Origin of the sequence: Lysinibacillus sp. FSL K6-0075, assembly GCF_038592945.1 — a bacterium.
GTDB classification, from domain to species: domain Bacteria; phylum Bacillota; class Bacilli; order Bacillales_A; family Planococcaceae; genus Lysinibacillus; species Lysinibacillus fusiformis_F.
The window spans coordinates 2,102,509-2,121,627 of the sequence record NZ_CP151947.1; the positions used below are offsets into that span (position 1 = coordinate 2,102,509).

Sequence of the window (19,119 nt, forward strand, 5' to 3'; positions counted from 1 at the left end):
ATTCAATTAACGTTTCCAAATGAAAGTTTGGAAACACACTTAAGGACGCATTTCCCTAATAAGGAATGCGTCTATTTGCATTCAAGGGCCATTTAATTAAATGAGTAAATTGTTGGAATTTGGAACTTTTACCATTCTATATTTAATGTCTATAAATAGACTTTGGAGTGGGGCATCTTTTATAGATTAATAATATGTAAAGTGGATGAGAGAACATATACTACCGTATTTTTTTAATCACCATGTGATTACTATAAGGTGTTCGCATCCGTTTTTTAGGGTCAAACTACCGCAAAAAGTCATGACGTCCGTTTGGTTCATGCGTGTTTTTATTGTTTTTCCTTTATACGGAAGTGACGAGTTTGTATAAAGCCAGTCGTAGAGAATGTGTATTGATTATGTAAACCAATTTGGGGTACTATCTACTCAGGCTAAACGATAATGATTATCATTATAAATAATCGAATTGTTTTGCTACTATACATAAATTATGGGAGTGAATTTAATCATGGCAAGATTGATGCTTATGAAAACAGGATGGATATCGCTTATAACTGCAGGAATGATTACGATGTCAGGTTGCGCCTCGACAGGCAATCAAGCTGTGGGGACGACCGATCAGCCTGCAAACGCAACGGCAGTTTCAAGCGAAGGCACGCCTCAAACCGAAACACGTGTCGTAACAGATGGCTTCGGAGAGGTAGAGATTCCGAAAAATCCGAAGCGAGTCTCAGCTCTTTATCGGGAGGATTATTTGGTTGCACTTGGGGTAACGCCCATTGTGCAATACTATAACCCGATGTGGGGCAAACAGGATTATTTGAAACTGGATGTGCCATTGTTTGACGTGACTGGGAACATCGAAGCTTTGCTTGTATCCGAGCCAGACTTGATTATCGGCGCTGGAGAGGTAGATGCTGAACAATACGAGCTCTATTCTAAGGTTGCACCGACGTTCCGATTGCCGGATGATGTACTTGTGGATACGCGCAAAACTTTGACCTTAATCGCCGATTTGCTTGGACTAAGCGATAAGGCGAAGCAGGTTCTTGCTGATTACGATGCACGTATTGCGGATGTGAAAACGAAGCTGAACGCGGCGATTGGCGATGAGAAGATTGTTGTTCTGCGAATGAACGTCGTAGACAAATCGATTAATATTTTCGGCATTCATAACACGTTTGTTGGACAAATTTTGTATGAGGATCTTGGACTGAAGGCTCCGGGGTTCGCCGAGGCAATGACGGAGGGCAATATCGTCTTGTCGAAGGAGGTCATTCCTGAACTTGACGCGGACCATATAATTTTACTTCCATCCAATGGGACGTGGGAGGAAGAGAGCAACGCGAAAGCTCTAGAGGAGATGAAGGCAGATCGGTTATGGCAGACCGTTCCTGCATTTAAGAACGGCCATGTATATCCAGTTGAGAGATCCTATTGGCAGACGGGAGCCATTACGGCTAACGAGTTGAAGCTGGACGATTTACTTCGATTACTGGCTCCTTAATACGAAATAGGGTGATTACGTTCCTTTGCATGACTTATCGCCATAGTTGGAAATTTAACTGACCCCTTTATAAAGGATAATCTTAATAAAGGCTAGACACTTTTTTGAAGCTGCCGTCTGTATTTTGCGGCAGCTTTTTCAACTTCCATTGACAATTTTTCCCGCTAAGCTTAATTCACCTTCTGACGAACGTCTTGCATTTGTTTTTCGAATAGCTTGTAAACTTTCAACTCCAGTTATACGAAAAGTGGTACGCCAACGTTTCCTCTGACTACACTTTAAACCAATTAATTGACATCTAAACCTGCTGCTTTAAAAATTTCTCTAGGTAATTTACCATTTTCAGTTTTCGCAATAAAATGACGGTTACATTCTTATATATGTAATCACTAGCCTGTAGATTGGAATTGTATTATTCCTGTACTTTTTTAGTAAAGTATTTATTGGACATTTCTACATTAACTTCTTTTTTCTGAATTTAAAAAAGTACAGTTTAAGGTTGATGGGCGGCTCTTTTTGATTTACACTATATTCATTGAGAATGAATATCAATTAAAGGGCGGTTGTTAGTAACAATGGATATTGAACAGTGCAAACAAGCCGAGATAGCCCCATTAGTCCAATATGTGTTGCGATCCATCCGCTTCATCGTTGTGGGCGATCAAGCTGAAATGAATGATTCGGAGGGCAGCAATAGTAACGATAAGGAAAGTTATGAACTCCTCTTTATTATGAGTGGCACGGGACAAGGAAAATGTTATTTACAGGGGCCTGGCAGATATTTCACTATTGATCAAAAGATTTCGAACTGCAGTTACTACCAGGTGCGCTTCGAAACGAGAGGCTATGATGCCGCTTCGGGTTTACTGCCTGATAAGCAAGAGCTAGCCTGCTCACCCTTCGCAAAGACAATGGAACTCCTTAATGAGTTATATGGACTCCGCAGAGCGAGCGACGAGCTCGAGCTGTTCCAACGATTTGTAAAATTCCAAGAGTTGCTACTCTTTCTATTCCACCAAAATGCACCAGCAATTGAAGAGAAGGGAACGGATACCGAGTATCATGGGATAGAGCTCAGTATACGGCACATTCATCAATATTACCGTGAGCTTCTGACCGTGGAAGAGTTGGCCTCCCTCGCAGGTATTGATCGTTGGAAGTATACCCGTTTGTTCAAAAAAGCTACTGGTCAAGTACCGCTCCAGTACTTGAATGAAGTACGGATTAATCAAGCCAAGAAGTGGCTGGCCAGTGCCGATGACAAGTTGCTCGATATTGCGCTAAATGCAGGTTTCAACAATGAATATTATTTCAGCCGCCGTTTCAAGCAGACGGTAGGCATATCGCCCGGACAATACCGTCTCAGTCGTAAGGGCAAGCTTAGAGTAGTAGCGCCATATTTGGAGGATTTCATCGTCGCGCTGGAAATGGAACCTATCGCCCAATATCGGCATGAGAAATGGGGAAAACAAGATTATCTAGGCTTAAACGATATTCCGACATTTGAGGAGAACAGCGACAATCTTGAAGAGCTTTCCTATTATAAACCTGATTTGATATTGCTTGTGGATCGTTACGAACAACAGCAATATGCGCAATGCCGACGCATATCCAACACGTGCATCCTGCGTGAGCAGACCAATAATTGGCGTACACTGCTACGTACCGTCGCTGATTATTTCGGGCGGGCGGAGTTGGCCGATGAAGCTATCGCAAATTATGATTTCAAAGCAAGGAGTGCGAGTCAAACGCTGAGTCATCTTATGAAAGGGCAGAGTGTTGCTTTTTTGCGTATTTCGGCGGACCAAATCATCCAATATACGGAAGGAGGGCAAGCCTTTGTTTCAACAGTTCTTTATGGCGATGTTGGTTTGCGCTCCCACTCCGCAGTAGGTGTAGCTTCAAAAGCGAACAGGCCGGGTATGTTCACTCTCACTGTAGAAGACCTGCGTATGCTAACCGCAGATCACCTGTTCATTACTTTCGATAAATGGCATAGCCAGGAAGAAGGGAAGGAGAGGGAACTGCTCCAGAAGCCAGAGTGGCGCGATCTGCCCGCTGTTAGAAACAACCGTGTTTACGAGGTTGATTTTCTAACATGGATGAATAATGGAATTATTTCCAACAGCAAAAAAATCGATGATATACTGCGATCGTTAGCTTGATTTAATTTTGCTTGCGGGTCTCAACTATTACTGTTAAGGGTTTGAGGATACTAAGGTGGAGATGATGATAAACTTATTTAACAATGCCGAGCTTTTGATTAAATATTATGATTACAAAAGGAGTGTTTCTTTCAGAGGAAGGAATGCTTCTTTTTATTTAAAACCTCTGCTTTAGTTTTAGGAACGAAAATTAATTTCTTCTTTATAACACTATTGACCAATAAAAAGTACTCTATTTGCATGCTATAAAACAACACAAAAGGATCGCGAATAAACCAATAGCACCAAAAAAGACTGCTAGTAGTAATAGTATGAACGCAGAAAAATAAAGATTATTCTTTTTTTGTACGCTATAAACGCAATCATATTCGCAATAATGATAAACAAGACCATAAGTATTATGAAAAAACTACCCATTTTTACGCCCTCTTTTAACTTGGACAGCTAGATTTTTTAAATTTACATCTATTTACTTTTTCTCTCTGTACTTTATACGCTTCAAATGAGTAAATGTTCCATTATAAAACAATTCGCCTATCTAAATAGGATGGACATGGCGAAAGACGACGCAGTGTTACAAAGGCGTATCAAGATTCACGCTATGCTAAGCACAAGTGAAAAATTATTAAAGCCTAGGCACTCCATTAATGTTGAGCCCAGGCTATTTGTGTATTTTCTTAAATAGTTGACCATTCTATTATGGATAGGAGTGAAACAATGAACGATATCAGCTACTTACAAATAGCTAGTGAAACAATTATAACTTTTTTTGTCCTTCTAGCTCTTACACGTCTTTTAGGAAAAAAACAATTAAGTCATTTAACTTTTTTTAACTATGTAACAGGAATAACAATAGGGTCCATGGCCGCAAATATGGTTGTTCTTAGTACAAAAGATTACACAAAGGATCTACTTAGCCTAGTAATTTGGTGTTTACTTACTATAATAATTAGTTATATAAGTCTTAAGTCAGGGAAAATTAGAGTAATCCTTGATGGTCAACCTACAATTATTATAAAACATGGCGAGATAGACAGAAAAGCATTAAAAAGAACAGGTGTTAATATCGATGATCTAACGATGTTGATCAGGCAAAATCAAATCTTTTCAATAACAGAAATTGATTTCGCCATTCTAGAACCGGATGGTAGACTTAGTATTCTCAAAAAGCCAGAATATCAAGGGACACAAAAAAGTGACTTAAACATATATCCTTCGCCACCGACTTATTTACCGATTGAAATAATTACGGATGGAAAATTATTACCTAAAAATTTGTTGGAAGTTGGTAAAAGTAGAGATTGGTTAAAAAATGAATTAAGCAGGGCCAATATAAAAGAGATAGAAGAAGTGTTTTATGCTGAGATTCAATCTGATGGAAGCTTATTTATACAAAAATTCTAAACAAAAGTAACCAGGCACTCAATGGAGTACCTGGTCATTTTTTTGAAGCTCAGGCAGCAGCCAGTAAAAAATTAATCGAAGACTAGCTATATTTATTGACCTTCCCCCTACAGGAAACATTATATTTAAAGTAATTTATGAAAGGAGGTGATGATTATGCTTTCAATTGGTGAATTCTCGAAAATATCACATCTTACGTTGAAGACACTTCGATACTATGATGAAATTGAGCTTTTAAAGCCAGCTTCCATAGACAGTCAAAATAACTATCGCTACTATCATCTTTCCCAATTAAAAACGGCTTTATTGATTACGCGATTAAAAAACTATTTATTTTCGCTTGAAGAAATCAAAGTTATTTTAGCAAATTTGGAAGATACGGACTTTTTAAACGCTAAAATGCAAACCAAGCAAGAAAAATTAACAAAACATATAACTGATTATTGTTCGCTATTAAAAAAATTAGAGCTTGATATTCAATGCTTAAATAAAGCGGAACATATCATGGGGTACTTAGATAAAATAGAGATTAAACTGATGAATCACTTGACCTTTCATCTATTATCTCAACGAAAACAAATGAATACCGCTGATTTTCTATTACACTTTAATGAATTATTGAGTAGAGCTTTGTTTGCAAATTTAGCACCTATTGCGAAACCACTTGCCATTTTTCATAGCGCAGAATATGTACCAGAAAAATATGATGTAGAAATAGCAATTCCCTTGGCAGAGGCCACAAATGAAACAAAAGTGTTTAACCCCGGTCTTTGCGCAATGGCGACGCTTACTGGTTCTTATGATGAATTACCGTCTATTCATACAAAGCTACATATGTGGATTAAAGAGAATCACTATAATCTGAATGGGGCGCCGTTTGAAGTTTATCAAACGAATCCATATCGTACATCGGAGGAGAATAATATTGTAGAAGTATATTTTCCTATCCAATAAATAGTTGAAGGAGTGTACTACAATGTATGGCATTAACCGGCCAACGATAAAAGAAAAAATCTTGATTGTAGTTGCTGAAATGATCTATCTAGTCATTGCATATTATTTACTTTTCATTACTTATGACAACTCAGGCATTGCACTAGGGCTTTTTATTGCTTTGATTATTACAGCTTTACGATTAACGGCTATGATGTTTATATGGTTGACTAGAGGAATAGCATGGCAAGAAGCTATCATGAACAGTATTGCTTTTGGGATCTATTATTTAGGCTTCCCAATCTTAATGATTACTAGTAATCAAGATCCAAATGGAGTAGTACTTATTTTAGGTTGGGTATTATTTGTAGGAGGAAGTATGCTAAACACCGTTTCAGAGTTGTTAAGAAAGCCTTTTAAAGACAATCCTGCTAATCAAGGAAAGCTATATACGGGAGGATTATTTAAATATGCAATTCATATTAATTATCTAGGGGATTGCCTCTGGGTATTAGGTTTAGCGCTCATCTCTAACAATATTTATAGTTTACTTATACCACTTGGTCTCATTTTAGTATTTATATTTGGATATATTCCTAAATCCGATGATTATCTACAGAGCAAGTATGGAGAACAATTTACAGTATATAAACTGAAAACAAAAAAGTTAATTCCGTTTATTTGGTAAATCCGAAGCATGCGTTTCAAACAGAGCAAAATCACCCTTTAGCATGGGACAATATTAATATGTACCATTAACGGGTTTTGCTTGTTGCATCTCAAGTTTGGATTTGCTAGTTCTGTCTTACAAAAATAAAAAAGCTGCGGCTTTCAATAAACGCCACAGCCTATAAAAAGTGCGTGCGAGGCACCAATATTAATGTATGTAATGTAATGTTACTTATTACTTTTTAATCATTTCAACTAGGACGTGATGTTCTAAAATTGGCCATCCATTGTAAATTAACAGGACCACCTTCTAATTTAGAAAGTGATCAAGATGAAAGAAAAGATTAGGAGAGCCTAGTATCTGGGAATAGGATGTTTTAAGTGTTATTTTATGTATCAAAAGTTTTGTGATAGAAGCGTTCAACTCACATAGATGTTCTAGAAATAAGAGCTGCAGCGGTACACACGCTACAGCTCGTTGGTTTTATTAACAGTCTTCTTCTCTTTTTAAGAAAGTTGCGCCGACAATAATCAAAAGAATAAATAGAACAACAATTAGGGCAAATGTTGAGCCATTATTAGATCCGCCGCCATAATAGCCACCATTTTCTATGCCACCTACATTTCCACAGTATCCCATATTATATCCCTCCTTTCTACAATACATAGTATGTTAGCTGTAGACAAGGATTGGGGTGTTAACCTACCAATTATAGGGCTAAATAAAGTATATTTTTGTTAGACGAGACAATAAAAAAAGCCATTTGGGATAGGAGCGATCATTAGATATATAATGAGGGTATGTGTGATCAGGTTAGCTTTACCTTACTATTAATAAATGTGATAACTAATCATGAAAATAGGTAAAGCATTTCAGAAACTGCCGGAGCAAATTTGAAGAAGATATATACTGAAAAAAAGTCCCTTCAGATAGTTTGAAGGGACTTTCCTATGTAACTGTATAAATCTAAATCCAGAATGATTATTTGTATTTTTTGGCTAGAGATTCGCTGCCAATTGCTCCAATGATCGTCATAAAAAACGGGCCAATCTGAAATAACAGAGAATCCTGTAAGAACACAATGTTTAAATCAAATAACTTATTACCTATTACAATGAATATCTTAGCTAGTATGATTAAGAATCCAATGATTAGAAGAATATCAAAAAACAATTTCCAGCGTGGATAGACTAATTTTTGGCTATCTTTTATGAGTTGCTCTTTCAAAGAATGATCCTCCTTTACTAATTCATCAAGCGTAATTTCAAATAGGTCACTTAACTTAATTAACATGTCAAGACTAGGGTAACTTTCTCCACGTTCCCATTTTGAAATAGCTTGTCTACTAATAGTAAGTTTTTCTCCAAGCTGTTGTTGTGACATATTATGCTTTTGACGTTCTTCTTTTATTTTTGAAGAAAAATACATATGATCAACTCCTATCCACAGTATATTTAATTGCACTAAAAAACGAAAGAACCACATCGTTGCAAGGGTGTAAACTATTAGTTTCCCCTTGGAAATAGCCTTTATTATTGTTTATAGTCCTTCATTTACCTGTTAATTATAAAAAATAGGAATTTAAGGGCTTTCGGTCAGTGTCTTTTATGGGGGTTTTATTAAATAATAATAATTCTTTTGTTATATTGCTATAAGCAGGATTCCTGTAATAATTGAAAGGAAATCTAGCGTTAGCCGAATAACAATCTTCCACAATTGGGCGTAAAGGGCCATTTTGTGGCAAAATAAATTAAAAGCAAAGGGTGGGTATTTTGAAGATAATTGAGACGGAACGATTATACCTTAGAGAGTTAAAAATGGACGATCAGAACGAATTATCGAAAGTGCTTTCCGACCCAGAGTCTATGCAATATTACCCGCATCCCCTTAACCAAGAAGAGGTTAAAAATTGGATCAAATGGAATGAGAAAAATTATAAGCAATATAATCACGGACTATGGGCGGTTGTTTTAAAAGAAGGGGATACATTTATCGGTGATTGTGGCATAACAATGCAGAACATCGACGGTGTAAGGTTGCCTGAAATCGGGTTTCACATTATTAAAGCGTATTGGAATAAGGGGTATGCCACAGAAGCGGCATCTGCTTGTAAGGAATATGCGTTTAATGTTTTGGGCTATTCTGAAATATTTTCATATACGACCTTGAAAAATATTCCATCACAAAAAGTTGCGGAAAAAATTGGGATGGAAAATTATAAGTTTTTTGAGAAGAATGGTGAACAACAAATCGTTCAAGTTGCATACAAATAGCTTATGAATATTTAGTAACTCGTTAGCTATTATTCCAGAAAAGGACGCGTTTATTTAGAAACGTGTCTTTTTCTTTTAAAGAGCCAGATTATTGAATAGCATTCTTTTTGGGAAATTGGATATTTATGCTAAAATTTTGTGGAAGTAATGTTTCAAAGGGGGATATAATGAAGAAGTATATAAAAGGTTTAGTGCCTTGGATGTATTTGATGTTGTCTTTCATTGTACTATCTGGCTGTAATGCTCAAAAAGGTGGTAATCATTATTATTTATTATTGATGGGTGAAAGTGAAAGCTGGAATCTAACAGGTTATGAAATTGTTATAACACCAGAAGACGTTAAAGCCGGATTTGGGAATTTAAAGATGAAAAACGTCAATGAGTATATGACCGATTTCTTCCACTTTGAAGCGCATGTGGTTATAGATAATGATGATTCAGTGGTTCATACTAATTCAGCTACTGGTGAGATGAACATAGCAGAATATACAACAGGTGCTATTGAAGGCCCATATATCAATAAAAACGGTGACTTTGTTACACTTGAAGATATAAATGAGATTTATGTGGTCGTTGAATGGTGGGATATTAGTAAGAACGAAAGTATGAAAGAAAGAATAGATTTATTGAACAAATCTAAAAAAGAACAGTCCTTCTTGAACTAACTAAGGTTATAGTTGAATAACGATCTTCTCGGACGCTTTTCTGAAATAGGAAAGCGTCTTTTTTCATGAAAAGGGGCATTATTTATGGGTAGATATACTATATGTAAGTATAAATGCTGTTGCATCAACTGTTTGTGCTACTTGTATAAATAATAGACCTCGCCAAAAGGTACGAACGTTGATTACACAACCTTCGTGCTTTTTTTGTGTATTCATAAATTTTTATTTGAAAACGTTGAACAATTTTTTAGAAAACGAGCGTCTAAGTAGTAGGATGGAAACGAGGTGAGTGTTGTTGGAACAAATCGTAGAACAATACGGTGAATATTTATATCATCTTAACTATTTATATATGAAGGATTTTCAGCTTGCAGAGGAAGTTACACAGGACGTCCTAATGAAGTATTTACTACATAAAGACGATTTCAGAAAAGATGCTTCATTGAAAACGTATTTAACGCGTATCGCTATTAATTGCTGTCACGATGAACTACGAAAACAAAAGAGAAAATCATTTATTTCAAAACTTTTACCACTAGGCAAAACTGAACCATCAGTGGAACAAACGTATATAGCAACTGAAGAATATACAGCTTTAAAGGAAATTGTCTTCGCATTACCACTTCATTATAGGGAAGTCATTGTCCTGTTTTATTATGAAGAATTTGATGTTTCTGAAATTGCTAGTTTATTAAATGTCTCACAAAACACCGTTCGTACAAGGATTCGTCGAGCGAGAGAATTGTTGAAAAAAAATCAGGAACTGGAGGCACTATTTTATGAAGGATTTTAAAGCCAAGCTAAAAGAAGAATTGCGACAAGATGCCCCATTTACAAATGATATAAAGCAACGCATATTGCAACCGAAACCAATAAAAAGAAAGTTGAACTGGCAGGTCGTCTCGGTATCTATTGCAGCTTGTTTCATTATTGGGTTCATGCTATTCGTTGAATTTTCTCAAAAGAATAACCTACAAACTGCAAGTCAGCAAAATGAGCTATTACCGATTGTCGATGATGTTTCCTCTTTAGATATAATTGAGCCGAAATACGCCCATCTACTTGGGGAACAATGGATGCTGCATTTTTTGCCAATGATTATCGATAAGGAAGCCCCCATTACGTATGGAGATTATATTGCCTTTTATGGAACGGATGGGCTTGTCGTTTCAACTGTATTAGGATTAGGTAATGATCATGTAACAATGAAGCAAGGGCAAATTTTAGTAGAGGAAACCCCATTAAAAGTTCATGGATTAAATGCGCAAATAAAAAAAGAGGATATCAAAGACCCATTGAAGAATCCTTACTTTTTTCATAATTTTGGAACAAGGCCAGCGCCATTCAATGACAAATCGATTTCTGCGAAAGAAAAAGAAATGGTCGTTTATGACAGTGACGAAGGCCACACGATTATGAAAATTAGTGAGGGGCAATTAGTAGGTAAGGTCGTAGGATTCCAAAATTTTGAGCTAACATTTGAATTGACTGAACAGGAGCAGCAAGTTTTTAATGCCTTTAAAACGGATTATAATATTGAAAAGTTAAAAAATATGACACCACAAGCGATTACTAAAATGTTTTTATTGAGTGATATTGAAAAAGATTATGAAACATATGAAGCATTGTTTACAACAAATAGGAACGATGAAACAGAAAGTGTTCGAAGATATTATGAGAAAACGAAAATCGTACGTCAGGAGTTGTTTACAAAGGAAATAAATCGCCTTATTATTGCAAACCTCTTTGCAGGGTTAGAAAATGCAGAGTTTGAGCAACAAACAGCTACAACAGGGGTTGTAAAATTTATTTCACTCGAAGGACAAACGCAGCTAAGTATGGAGAAAAATGCTCAAGGAATTTGGCAGCCAGCCTTTAGTAGAGGAATTTATTAGCTTTTATGCAAGGACATCAATTCACGCTAAAATGGGTTGATGTTCTACTGATACTGTTTGGTACGCCCTATGAAGCATAAACCTTCCCAATCCAACCCCATTCAACCCTTATATAACAATCAGACGCGTTTATTTCGAAACGCGTCTTCTTTTATTGGGTCATGTAGATTGAATAAAGAGCAGAAATATATGTGGATTTTTATGGTAAAATATTTAGTGAGGTAGGGAATGTATTTTTTTGAAGAATATTTAAGGAAAGGGGTGTTCAAAGATGAAAAAAGTGTTCTCAGGCATTTTTCTTGTATTGTTTCTCATCATGACTTCGTCACCTACATATGCAGCCGATTTTCACATAAAAGTTGACGGTGTTACGATTGCATCCGATGTGAAGCCAGAAGTTAAAAGTAATCGGACAATGGTTCCTTTACGTGTAATTAGTGAAAATTTGGGGGCAAATGTCACATGGACGGATTCTCAAATCACGCTTACTAAAAACGATCTACAGGTAATACTGAAACTTAATAGCAATAAAGTGGTAAAAAACGGTAAAACGGAACTGCTTGATGTAAAGCCGTACATGAAAAATAATCGTACTTTTGTTCCAATGCGTTTTCTTGCCGAAACATTTGGCAGCCAAGTCACATACAAAAACGGTACAGTAACGATTGAAACAAAGCCATTCTTTATTGATGGTATAAAAGTAAAAGCATTGCAATACGAATATCATATGACATTAGGCGGAGTCGTACAGCAAGTCGATGGGAATGGGTATAACGAAGCTATTTATAATACTTTTATAAAAAATAATGGAAGTAAAGTTGAAGCACCTGCTTATAATCCATGGGATTCTCATCCCATTCCAGTAGGGAACTATGATAAAAATGCGCAATATGATTTTTTAGATGAAGAGGGGAACAGTATCAAACGATTTGATATTTACTCTTCAACGGGGGACTTGGGCGGAGTTTTGGTGCATGATACTACTGAAAATTATTGGTATGTCTATAGTGATTCCTCAAGACTAGGCATACTTCAATTAATTGATAACGCCTCGTTGAACGGCTTTGTGACAGTTATAAGTAATACAGTTCCATAAGGTAAATAATAGTGTTTTGTGATAACGGGGTGTTGTACTTCAATAAGGAGTAGAATCTAGCCTCGTTTTTTACATCCATCATTAAAAGGTAGTAGAAATGAGGTTTGGAAGAATGGAAGAAAGTTTTACTTAGTTTACTTGAAATCATTGTAATCTTATCGATTGGTTTTCTTTTCACAACTTCTATTTTAAGACCTATATATGAGAATTTTGGAATTCAATTTACAGGAAACGTATGGGTAAACTGGTTTGGGCTCTCTTATATTTTATTCGTCTTATACTCGTTGATTGTTGGTTTGTTTATTTTTCGGGAAAATATTCTCTTTAAACAGCGACGTACATCAGTACTTTTTTGGCTCATTTTTATTGGTTCGAACTATGTAGTTTTTATCCCTTTTATAAAAGGTGAAAATCCATTCTGATACTTCTATATGGTTCACCAATCACAATTATTATCGAAATGAAGTATGATTAAAATCAAAAAACTGCATCCATTTAGATGCAGCCTATTTTTTTCTAATCAGTGTTTCACCAAGAGGGATTCCAACCACAACAACCAAAACCGTTAAAATTAACAGGGCTCTAAAAATAAAATAGGCAACTTGATCAAACATCGTATCTCTCCTTCTTTTTTACAATACCTACCTCATATTCCGAAAAATTAGTGTGATGCTTTTTATAATATAGTTTACGTCATTACAAGGTATGTATGCAGTTATTTTTAATATTTGTGGTCTTTACTTTAGTAAATGCATTAGAAAATTGAAGAATACAACATTGCATTAATTTCAATGATTCTATACCCGTTATACTAAAGAGTAAACCGATTAATATCTGCCGTGAAAGTAAGTGTCGAGTTGAACCCGACATTAGATGCTGAGGGTTGAAGTATCTCCTTGCCTACCTATTTCAGCCTTAGTTGAATAAGAATTTCACTTGCACATTATAACCCTTGTGATTGATACTGACATACCAAAATTCACAAGTAAATATTTCATTAACTCATATCATAAATAAGTGAGGTTCTGGTCTTTTTATGTAGAATTCGATAGTCAACGATACATACGTTAATTTAATGGAGGTTATGGTGATGAGAATAGCGAAGAAAATAGCCAAGTTAGTGGGGATTTTTCTAGCTATACTGGCTTTGTTTATAGGGATTGGATACGCTATTCTTGCGATTAATCCGTTAGGGAATAAACCAGGCAAGCCAGTTGCGGATATTGAACGCAAGGTGGAGATTTGGGGAGAAGAAGTGGCAGGGAATCATTCGGGAAGTAAGCTAGACGATATGACTATTAAGGGGAATCCTAATAGATTGCTAGCAACATTCAAATTTTCCACTGGCATTGTGGGGGAAGATTATAAAGATAATGAAGCGGCCATTGATACCTTTACCTATATCCATGAAATTGAAGGGGGCTATGAAAAATCAACCTATGAAGATGAGCCCTATCTGATTCCTTATACGGTAGCGAACAGTGACAGTGCTGTCATTATTATTCCAGGTGGTGGGTATGGCTTTAAGGAAATGGATGGTGGAACAGCGGAAGGAAAGGAAGTCGCTGTATCATTAAATAAGGCAGGTATTAACGCATTCGTTCTACACTATCGTTCCAATCCGTATGAGTGGCCTATTCCACAACTAGATGTTCAGCGAGCAGTCCGTTATCTACGTTATCATGCCAATGATTATGGTATCCATCCAGATCAAATTGGGTTGATAGGTTTTAGTGCGGGAGGCTATCAAACGGGTAGCTTTATTAACCTCATTCAGGGAGAAAATCTGTTTCCTGCTCGTTATCAGCCTGATGTCATCGATGCAGTTGATGATCAAGTAGCAGCCGCCGCGATGATTTACCCTGCATTGACGTATCGCTATAATGTGCCCATGCTCTTTGCCTCTTTTAATGATGAGGATGTCAGAAATCCAGAAAAGCGTGAAGAGCTCTTGAAGCAGACAGATTTATCTACGCATTTCCGAACAGCTCATATTCCACAATTTATTGCTTATGGGACAAAGGATTTAGCAATTGAGGTAAAAGGTCCACAGGAATATATTCAATCCGCACGAAACGCAGGTGCGGATGTGACTGTGATTGTAGCAGAAGGTCAGAATCATGGCTTTAAGCAAGAATACTATATGCGAGCGTATCTTGAATGGGTAAAGAAAATTTTCGATTCTTTATAATATGTCTTTGAAAGTGGTCAAAGATTTTAGTAAGTGCTATTTTATATTGTTTAAAGTAAAATAGTAGTAAGGCTCTTTAAAGTTGTTTAATTTCTATACATTTAAAAGGTATTTGTACTTAAAATTCATTAATAAAGTTGTTTAATTCTTATTGAACTAAAGCACCTGTTTCTTAAAGTGTAATATTTCAAAATCCTTCCTAAAAAAATATCGGACTATCTTTTTAGATTGATATATTAAAACTAAACTTTAAAATACTGTGTTACTAAATAGAGGTGTTATAGCTATAAAAATCTTCTTACCTACTTTATTACATCAATTACTAGGGGAATGGAACTACGGTATACTCAAGCCATCCGGTACGTTTTAATGTCCTTATATCTCTAAATTCTCCATCTTTTCCGACTTCAAAAAGAATATTGTTTTCTGGATAATCTTCATCTAAATAAGACACTGAATTTTGTTCGTAAGATACCACCTGTACATTTAAAAAATACTTCCCTTCACCCAACACTTTACTTTCTTTAAAATCGTTTAAAATATCACTAGCTTTCGGGATTGTATTGTTATTTTCGTAAATATTAAACTTATAATGAAAATTAATAACTGACTCCTTTTTCAAAGGATACAACGATTCATTTTCTTCGCTTGTTAGTGATGGTAATAATGAATCGGTGTCTATTTTTTCATTCTTTCTAAGGTCTTCAATTAGCCTTTCTTTTTGACCTTTTTCAATATTAAAAGCAAGATAATAATTTTTTGAAGATTCACCTGAAGGTTCATCCATTAAATGGTATTTTTCGATAATCTGATTAGACACCTTGATAAGTTCGGGATGTTGTTGTATATATGCTTCTTTAAATAGTTGTAAATAAACATCGTCACTATACTTAGGAATAAATTGATTTGTTTCTCGACTAAAGGCTAATCTGAGATTTACATGATAAGGTTTATAGATTTCTACATAACCATACTTACTTTCACCAAGCTCCCCATCATTTTTAGCACTTAGTATGTTGTAGTCCTTTATTCCGTAGTTTTCCAAATGATTTTCAACATTTTCTTCTACAAATTTTTTGGGGATTTCGCAGCCCGTTAACAAAAGGAGCAAAAAAGCAATTAGAATAGCAAGATTTTTTTTGAACAATTTAAAATACATAACCAAAACCTCTCATCAATTTTGATATTATTTCCTGTTAAATTCTCCATTTTATATAGTAACACCTTCTTGCACTAAACTGCACCGTTAGTGGAGGACGGATTTTTAAATAACTATATTATTTTTTAAATGACTTTATTGTAAATTAAACAACTTTATTATCTCTGCACATTATGGGATTAATTCAGAATATATTATTATGAAAACTTTATTGTAGTCATTTTATAATAATACTTGTATAAAACCTCCTTATATCCAATGTTTTATCAAATTAATAATACTTAAAATAAATCGGAAAATGTAAAAATTATAGAAAACTATTGTAACTGTTTATTTTTACCTATATTGTATAATGGAGGTGGGAAATTTAAAAGTATAGGAGGAAGAGAATGTTAAAAAAGTGTCTATAATTTTAATTCTGGCCCTTATAATTGGGGTAGGTGGCTATTATTATATAATTTTAGATAACAATTATATTGCTTCTAAAGAATTTTATGATTTCCCTATCCCAAAAGATGCAAAACTTGAAAGCGTAAATTTAAAAGAAAAAGGTTATACTTGAGGGAAATCTAATGGAACAGATATACCACTTAGTTATCGTTTGATAATTAAAAAAGCGGGATGGGAACAGGTGGGAATGGATGGTCATCATGTTGTCTATGAAAAGAATGACAAATTAATTAATCTTACACTTGCTCCAAATTTTTTAGGTATTTTAGAGTTGAAAATTAAGTAAGTTGATTGTCAGAGTCTAAATAAAAATCTCTTAATCAAAAGGCACCTCCATTAAGAAATGGTTTATTTCAGACCATTATAATTACGGGGAGTGCTTTTTTCAATATATGGTGATGATTGAGTTATAAAAATGATAACTCTTCTTCAAGATGGATTATTTCATTCATATCTGTAATATCTAAAACATGTTCTATAATAAATTATATAGTAGAATACTACTATGAGAGTTATAAATGATAAAATAAGCTATAGAAATTTAATTAAAGAGGTGGTTGAATTGCCTTTTAGAAATATTTTAATTGTTGATGACCATATAGAAATTATAGAATTGATGACTGATTTTCTAGAAATGGAAAATTACATAGTTTATAGTGCTAAAAATGCTGAAGATGCAGAAACTCTGTTACGTCAAATGACAATAGATTGTATTATTTTAGACATCATGCTGCCTGGAACTGATGGCTTTACACTTTGCAAGAGAATCCGAAAAGAATCCGAGGTTCCTATTTTATTTTTAAGTGCCAATCATCAAACCGATGCAGATAAAATTAGAGGTCTTATGCTTGGAGCCGATGATTATATTGTCAAAACGGCAAGCCCAAGTGAAATCGTGGCAAGGGTCAAGGCAGTTGAAAGAAGAATAGCTATACATTCTCGGAAAGCTATAGATGTGCAGAGGGTTTTATCTATCGATCAACTTGAATTAAACCTAGACACGAGGTCAGTGAGGGTAGGACAACAAACAGTAGAGCTAACGACTATTGAGTTTGATTTATTATATTATTTTATGGAAAATGTGGGGATTGTGCTAACGTATGAGCAAATTATAGATAGAATATGGAATGACCATGTAACTGGATTTCACAGTGTGCGAGTCCATGTTGCAAAATTAAGAGAGAAGCTAGCTCCTTTCGATACAATTCCCAAGATAAAAACAATAAGATCCGTTGGTTACCAGTTGCATAAGGGAATGAGAGGATAAAAGATGCCAAAGATTAGCTTTAAGGCATTTATTACGTTTAGCCTAATTATTATTGTTTTCACGCCAATCCTTTTAGCAAAAACAGTTACACGCCTAACAGACGTGTATTCATCCAAAGAGAGTCAAATATTCGATTTGGACTTGTGGGTGCAGGACAATATAGTGAATGCAGATAAGACACAGTTCAATAAGGAAGAATGGAAAAGTCAATTAAAAAAGAAAGCCGAAGCAGATAAGCTTGATTTGTTCATTATTTTTGCAGATGATGAATTGCTTTATACTGAAGGAATGAAGGAATCTGAAAATACTCAGCTTCATGAAGAGGGTCAAGCCCTTCCAGGAAATCTCGAAAGAAAATCTAATTTAAATCTAGTTCCATACAATGTTTATTCAGATGATTCGTTCATTGCAACGGTATATATTAGCTATTCTATACCTGCAGATGAACAAATTCAAAGTACGAATTACGACTTTGTCTTTTATATGGGTGCATTTTCTCTAGTATCGATACTCTATATAGTATTTCTGCAAGTAAATTTAATGAAACCATTACGTGCTATTAATAAATCTTCACAACTTATATCGAATGGAACATATAGCATAGATTTGCCAAGTTCCAACATTAAAGAAATGAGCTATACGACTCATGCCTTTATTGAAATGACCAAAAAACTCAAATTATCAAAGGAAACGAACGAAAGACTAGAAGATGAAAGAAAGCTCTTTGTGTCTTCCATTGTTCATGATTTAAGGACCCCCATTTTTTCATTGCGAGGTTATTTGGAAGGCTTAATAAAAGGGATTTTTAAAAATGAACAAAAGAAAACGCAATATTTAGAAATGAGTATGAAACAAGCAAATCACTTGAATGAATTGGTCACGTCTTTGGCTAATTATGCAAATATTGAAGGGAAAATTAAACTCGAAGAAATAACGGAATTTCAAGTTAATGATTTGGTACAGGATTTAAAGCAGATGTTGTTTTATAACCTTTCAGAGAAAAAACTTACGCTAGAAGTAAATAATCGAACAAGTCAGCCCATTGCTGGTGATTATATATTGCTAAAAAGAGCATTTGAAAATGTACTTATTAATTGTATTCGCCATAGTCCACCAACAGAGAAAATAGAAGTATTCATTAGAGAAAGAGATAGTTTTATAGAAACAATTATTTTAGATAATGGAAAGGGGTTTGTAGAAAAGGATCTTACATACATATTTAAACCTTTATATAAAGGAAATGAAGAAAAGTTTAGTGCTGATCAAAGAATGGGATTAGGTTTAACTATTGCACAGGTTATTGTTCAGAAGCATAGTGGCATAATTCAAGCCGCAAATGATGAGGAAAAAGGGGCAAAGATTGTTATAAAGATACCTAAAAATATCATCGAATAATAGGATTAGAAAAAAATGAAGGAAATTGCTTCCTTCGTTTTTTTGTGGA

General features: G+C 35.0%; 17 protein-coding genes. 14 read left to right on the top strand and 3 right to left on the bottom strand.

Translation table 11 applies throughout. The features are described 5' to 3' along the window. Positions 1-508 precede the first annotated feature (508 nt). The 5 genes from MHB65_RS10170 (at position 509) to MHB65_RS10190 (ending at position 6,697) form a co-directional block, all read left to right on the top strand. Positions 509-1,507: an ABC transporter substrate-binding protein gene (locus tag MHB65_RS10170; RefSeq protein ID WP_342443352.1), complete on the top strand. Its 999-nt coding sequence runs from the start codon at positions 509-511 to the stop codon at positions 1,505-1,507. Positions 1,508-2,082: 575 nt separating this feature from the next. Next, entirely contained in the window at positions 2,083-3,672 is a 1,590-nt protein-coding gene (locus tag MHB65_RS10175; RefSeq protein ID WP_342443353.1) for a helix-turn-helix domain-containing protein, read from the top strand. A gap of 717 nt (positions 3,673-4,389) precedes the next feature. Beyond that, positions 4,390-5,076 carry a DUF421 domain-containing protein gene (locus tag MHB65_RS10180; protein WP_342443354.1) on the top strand — a complete coding sequence of 229 codons (687 nt, stop codon included), beginning with the start codon at positions 4,390-4,392 and terminating at the stop codon, positions 5,074-5,076. A gap of 156 nt (positions 5,077-5,232) precedes the next feature. Beyond that, positions 5,233-6,030: a MerR family transcriptional regulator gene (locus MHB65_RS10185; RefSeq protein ID WP_205442976.1), complete on the top strand. Its 798-nt coding sequence runs from the start codon at positions 5,233-5,235 to the stop codon at positions 6,028-6,030. A 22-nt stretch (positions 6,031-6,052) separates the two neighbouring features. Further along, positions 6,053-6,697 (top strand): DUF1295 domain-containing protein, encoded by a 645-nt coding sequence (locus MHB65_RS10190; protein WP_205442980.1) that lies wholly within the window; start codon positions 6,053-6,055, stop codon positions 6,695-6,697. 468 nt (positions 6,698-7,165) lie between these two features. On the opposite strand, the gene MHB65_RS10195 is transcribed toward MHB65_RS10190, so the two are convergent. Together MHB65_RS10195 and MHB65_RS10200 are read right to left on the bottom strand one after the other, a co-directional pair. Beyond that, positions 7,166-7,318 (bottom strand): YjcZ family sporulation protein, encoded by a 153-nt coding sequence (locus MHB65_RS10195; protein WP_081937001.1) that lies wholly within the window; start codon positions 7,316-7,318, stop codon positions 7,166-7,168. Between the two features lie 342 nt (positions 7,319-7,660). Beyond that, complete coding sequence (locus tag MHB65_RS10200; protein ID WP_342443355.1) at positions 7,661-8,107, bottom strand: helix-turn-helix transcriptional regulator; 447 nt, start codon at positions 8,105-8,107, stop codon at positions 7,661-7,663. 344 nt (positions 8,108-8,451) lie between these two features. Between MHB65_RS10200 and MHB65_RS10205 the strand changes: the two genes are divergently transcribed. The 6 genes from MHB65_RS10205 to MHB65_RS10230 all read left to right on the top strand — a co-directional run bounded on the left by MHB65_RS10205 (position 8,452) and on the right by MHB65_RS10230 (position 14,799). Beyond that, positions 8,452-8,952 carry a GNAT family N-acetyltransferase gene (locus MHB65_RS10205; RefSeq protein ID WP_342443356.1) on the top strand — a complete coding sequence of 167 codons (501 nt, stop codon included), beginning with the start codon at positions 8,452-8,454 and terminating at the stop codon, positions 8,950-8,952. A gap of 167 nt (positions 8,953-9,119) precedes the next feature. Beyond that, entirely contained in the window at positions 9,120-9,617 is a 498-nt protein-coding gene (locus tag MHB65_RS10210) for a hypothetical protein (RefSeq protein WP_342443357.1), read from the top strand. Between the two features lie 289 nt (positions 9,618-9,906). Next, positions 9,907-10,410: a sigma-70 family RNA polymerase sigma factor gene (locus tag MHB65_RS10215; RefSeq protein ID WP_342443358.1), complete on the top strand. Its 504-nt coding sequence runs from the start codon at positions 9,907-9,909 to the stop codon at positions 10,408-10,410. Then, positions 10,397-11,512, top strand: coding sequence for a hypothetical protein (locus tag MHB65_RS10220; RefSeq protein ID WP_342443359.1), 1,116 nt, complete (start codon positions 10,397-10,399; stop codon positions 11,510-11,512). The genes MHB65_RS10215 and MHB65_RS10220 overlap by 14 nt, the downstream gene beginning before the upstream one ends. A 271-nt stretch (positions 11,513-11,783) precedes the next feature. After that, positions 11,784-12,608, top strand: coding sequence for a copper amine oxidase N-terminal domain-containing protein (locus MHB65_RS10225; RefSeq protein WP_342443360.1), 825 nt, complete (start codon positions 11,784-11,786; stop codon positions 12,606-12,608). Positions 12,609-13,698: 1,090 nt separating this feature from the next. Continuing rightward, entirely contained in the window at positions 13,699-14,799 is a 1,101-nt protein-coding gene (locus tag MHB65_RS10230; RefSeq protein ID WP_342443361.1) for an alpha/beta hydrolase, read from the top strand. A gap of 322 nt (positions 14,800-15,121) precedes the next feature. On the opposite strand, the gene MHB65_RS10235 is transcribed toward MHB65_RS10230, so the two are convergent. Further along, positions 15,122-15,958 (bottom strand): hypothetical protein, encoded by an 837-nt coding sequence (locus MHB65_RS10235; protein WP_342443362.1) that lies wholly within the window; start codon positions 15,956-15,958, stop codon positions 15,122-15,124. 400 nt (positions 15,959-16,358) lie between these two features. Between MHB65_RS10235 and MHB65_RS10240 the strand changes: the two genes are divergently transcribed. From MHB65_RS10240 to MHB65_RS10250, 3 genes are all read left to right on the top strand, one after another. After that, complete coding sequence (locus tag MHB65_RS10240) at positions 16,359-16,520, top strand: hypothetical protein (RefSeq protein ID WP_342443363.1); 162 nt, start codon at positions 16,359-16,361, stop codon at positions 16,518-16,520. Between the two features lie 393 nt (positions 16,521-16,913). Beyond that, complete coding sequence (locus MHB65_RS10245) at positions 16,914-17,675, top strand: response regulator transcription factor (protein WP_342443364.1); 762 nt, start codon at positions 16,914-16,916, stop codon at positions 17,673-17,675. A 162-nt stretch (positions 17,676-17,837) separates the two neighbouring features. After that, positions 17,838-19,070, top strand: a complete 1,233-nt coding sequence (locus tag MHB65_RS10250) for a HAMP domain-containing sensor histidine kinase (RefSeq protein ID WP_342443365.1) — start codon at positions 17,838-17,840, stop codon at positions 19,068-19,070. The last annotated feature ends 49 nt before the right edge of the window (positions 19,071-19,119 follow it).

What these genes read in the sequence shown, in the direction of transcription:
- MHB65_RS10170 (WP_342443352.1), top strand. Translation starts at nt 509, where the DNA reads ATGGCAAGATTGATGCTTATGAAAACAGGATGGATATCGCTTATAACT.
- MHB65_RS10175 (WP_342443353.1), top strand. Translation starts at nt 2,083, where the DNA reads ATGGATATTGAACAGTGCAAACAAGCCGAGATAGCCCCATTAGTCCAA.
- MHB65_RS10180 (WP_342443354.1), top strand. Translation starts at nt 4,390, where the DNA reads ATGAACGATATCAGCTACTTACAAATAGCTAGTGAAACAATTATAACT.
- MHB65_RS10185 (WP_205442976.1), top strand. Translation starts at nt 5,233, where the DNA reads ATGCTTTCAATTGGTGAATTCTCGAAAATATCACATCTTACGTTGAAG.
- MHB65_RS10190 (WP_205442980.1), top strand. Translation starts at nt 6,053, where the DNA reads ATGTATGGCATTAACCGGCCAACGATAAAAGAAAAAATCTTGATTGTA.
- MHB65_RS10195 (WP_081937001.1), bottom strand. Translation starts at nt 7,318, where the DNA reads ATGGGATACTGTGGAAATGTAGGTGGCATAGAAAATGGTGGCTATTAT.
- MHB65_RS10200 (WP_342443355.1), bottom strand. Translation starts at nt 8,107, where the DNA reads ATGTATTTTTCTTCAAAAATAAAAGAAGAACGTCAAAAGCATAATATG.
- MHB65_RS10210 (WP_342443357.1), top strand. Translation starts at nt 9,120, where the DNA reads ATGAAGAAGTATATAAAAGGTTTAGTGCCTTGGATGTATTTGATGTTG.
- MHB65_RS10220 (WP_342443359.1), top strand. Translation starts at nt 10,397, where the DNA reads ATGAAGGATTTTAAAGCCAAGCTAAAAGAAGAATTGCGACAAGATGCC.
- MHB65_RS10225 (WP_342443360.1), top strand. Translation starts at nt 11,784, where the DNA reads ATGAAAAAAGTGTTCTCAGGCATTTTTCTTGTATTGTTTCTCATCATG.
- MHB65_RS10230 (WP_342443361.1), top strand. Translation starts at nt 13,699, where the DNA reads ATGAGAATAGCGAAGAAAATAGCCAAGTTAGTGGGGATTTTTCTAGCT.
- MHB65_RS10235 (WP_342443362.1), bottom strand. Translation starts at nt 15,958, where the DNA reads ATGTATTTTAAATTGTTCAAAAAAAATCTTGCTATTCTAATTGCTTTT.
- MHB65_RS10245 (WP_342443364.1), top strand. Translation starts at nt 16,914, where the DNA reads ATGAGAGTTATAAATGATAAAATAAGCTATAGAAATTTAATTAAAGAG.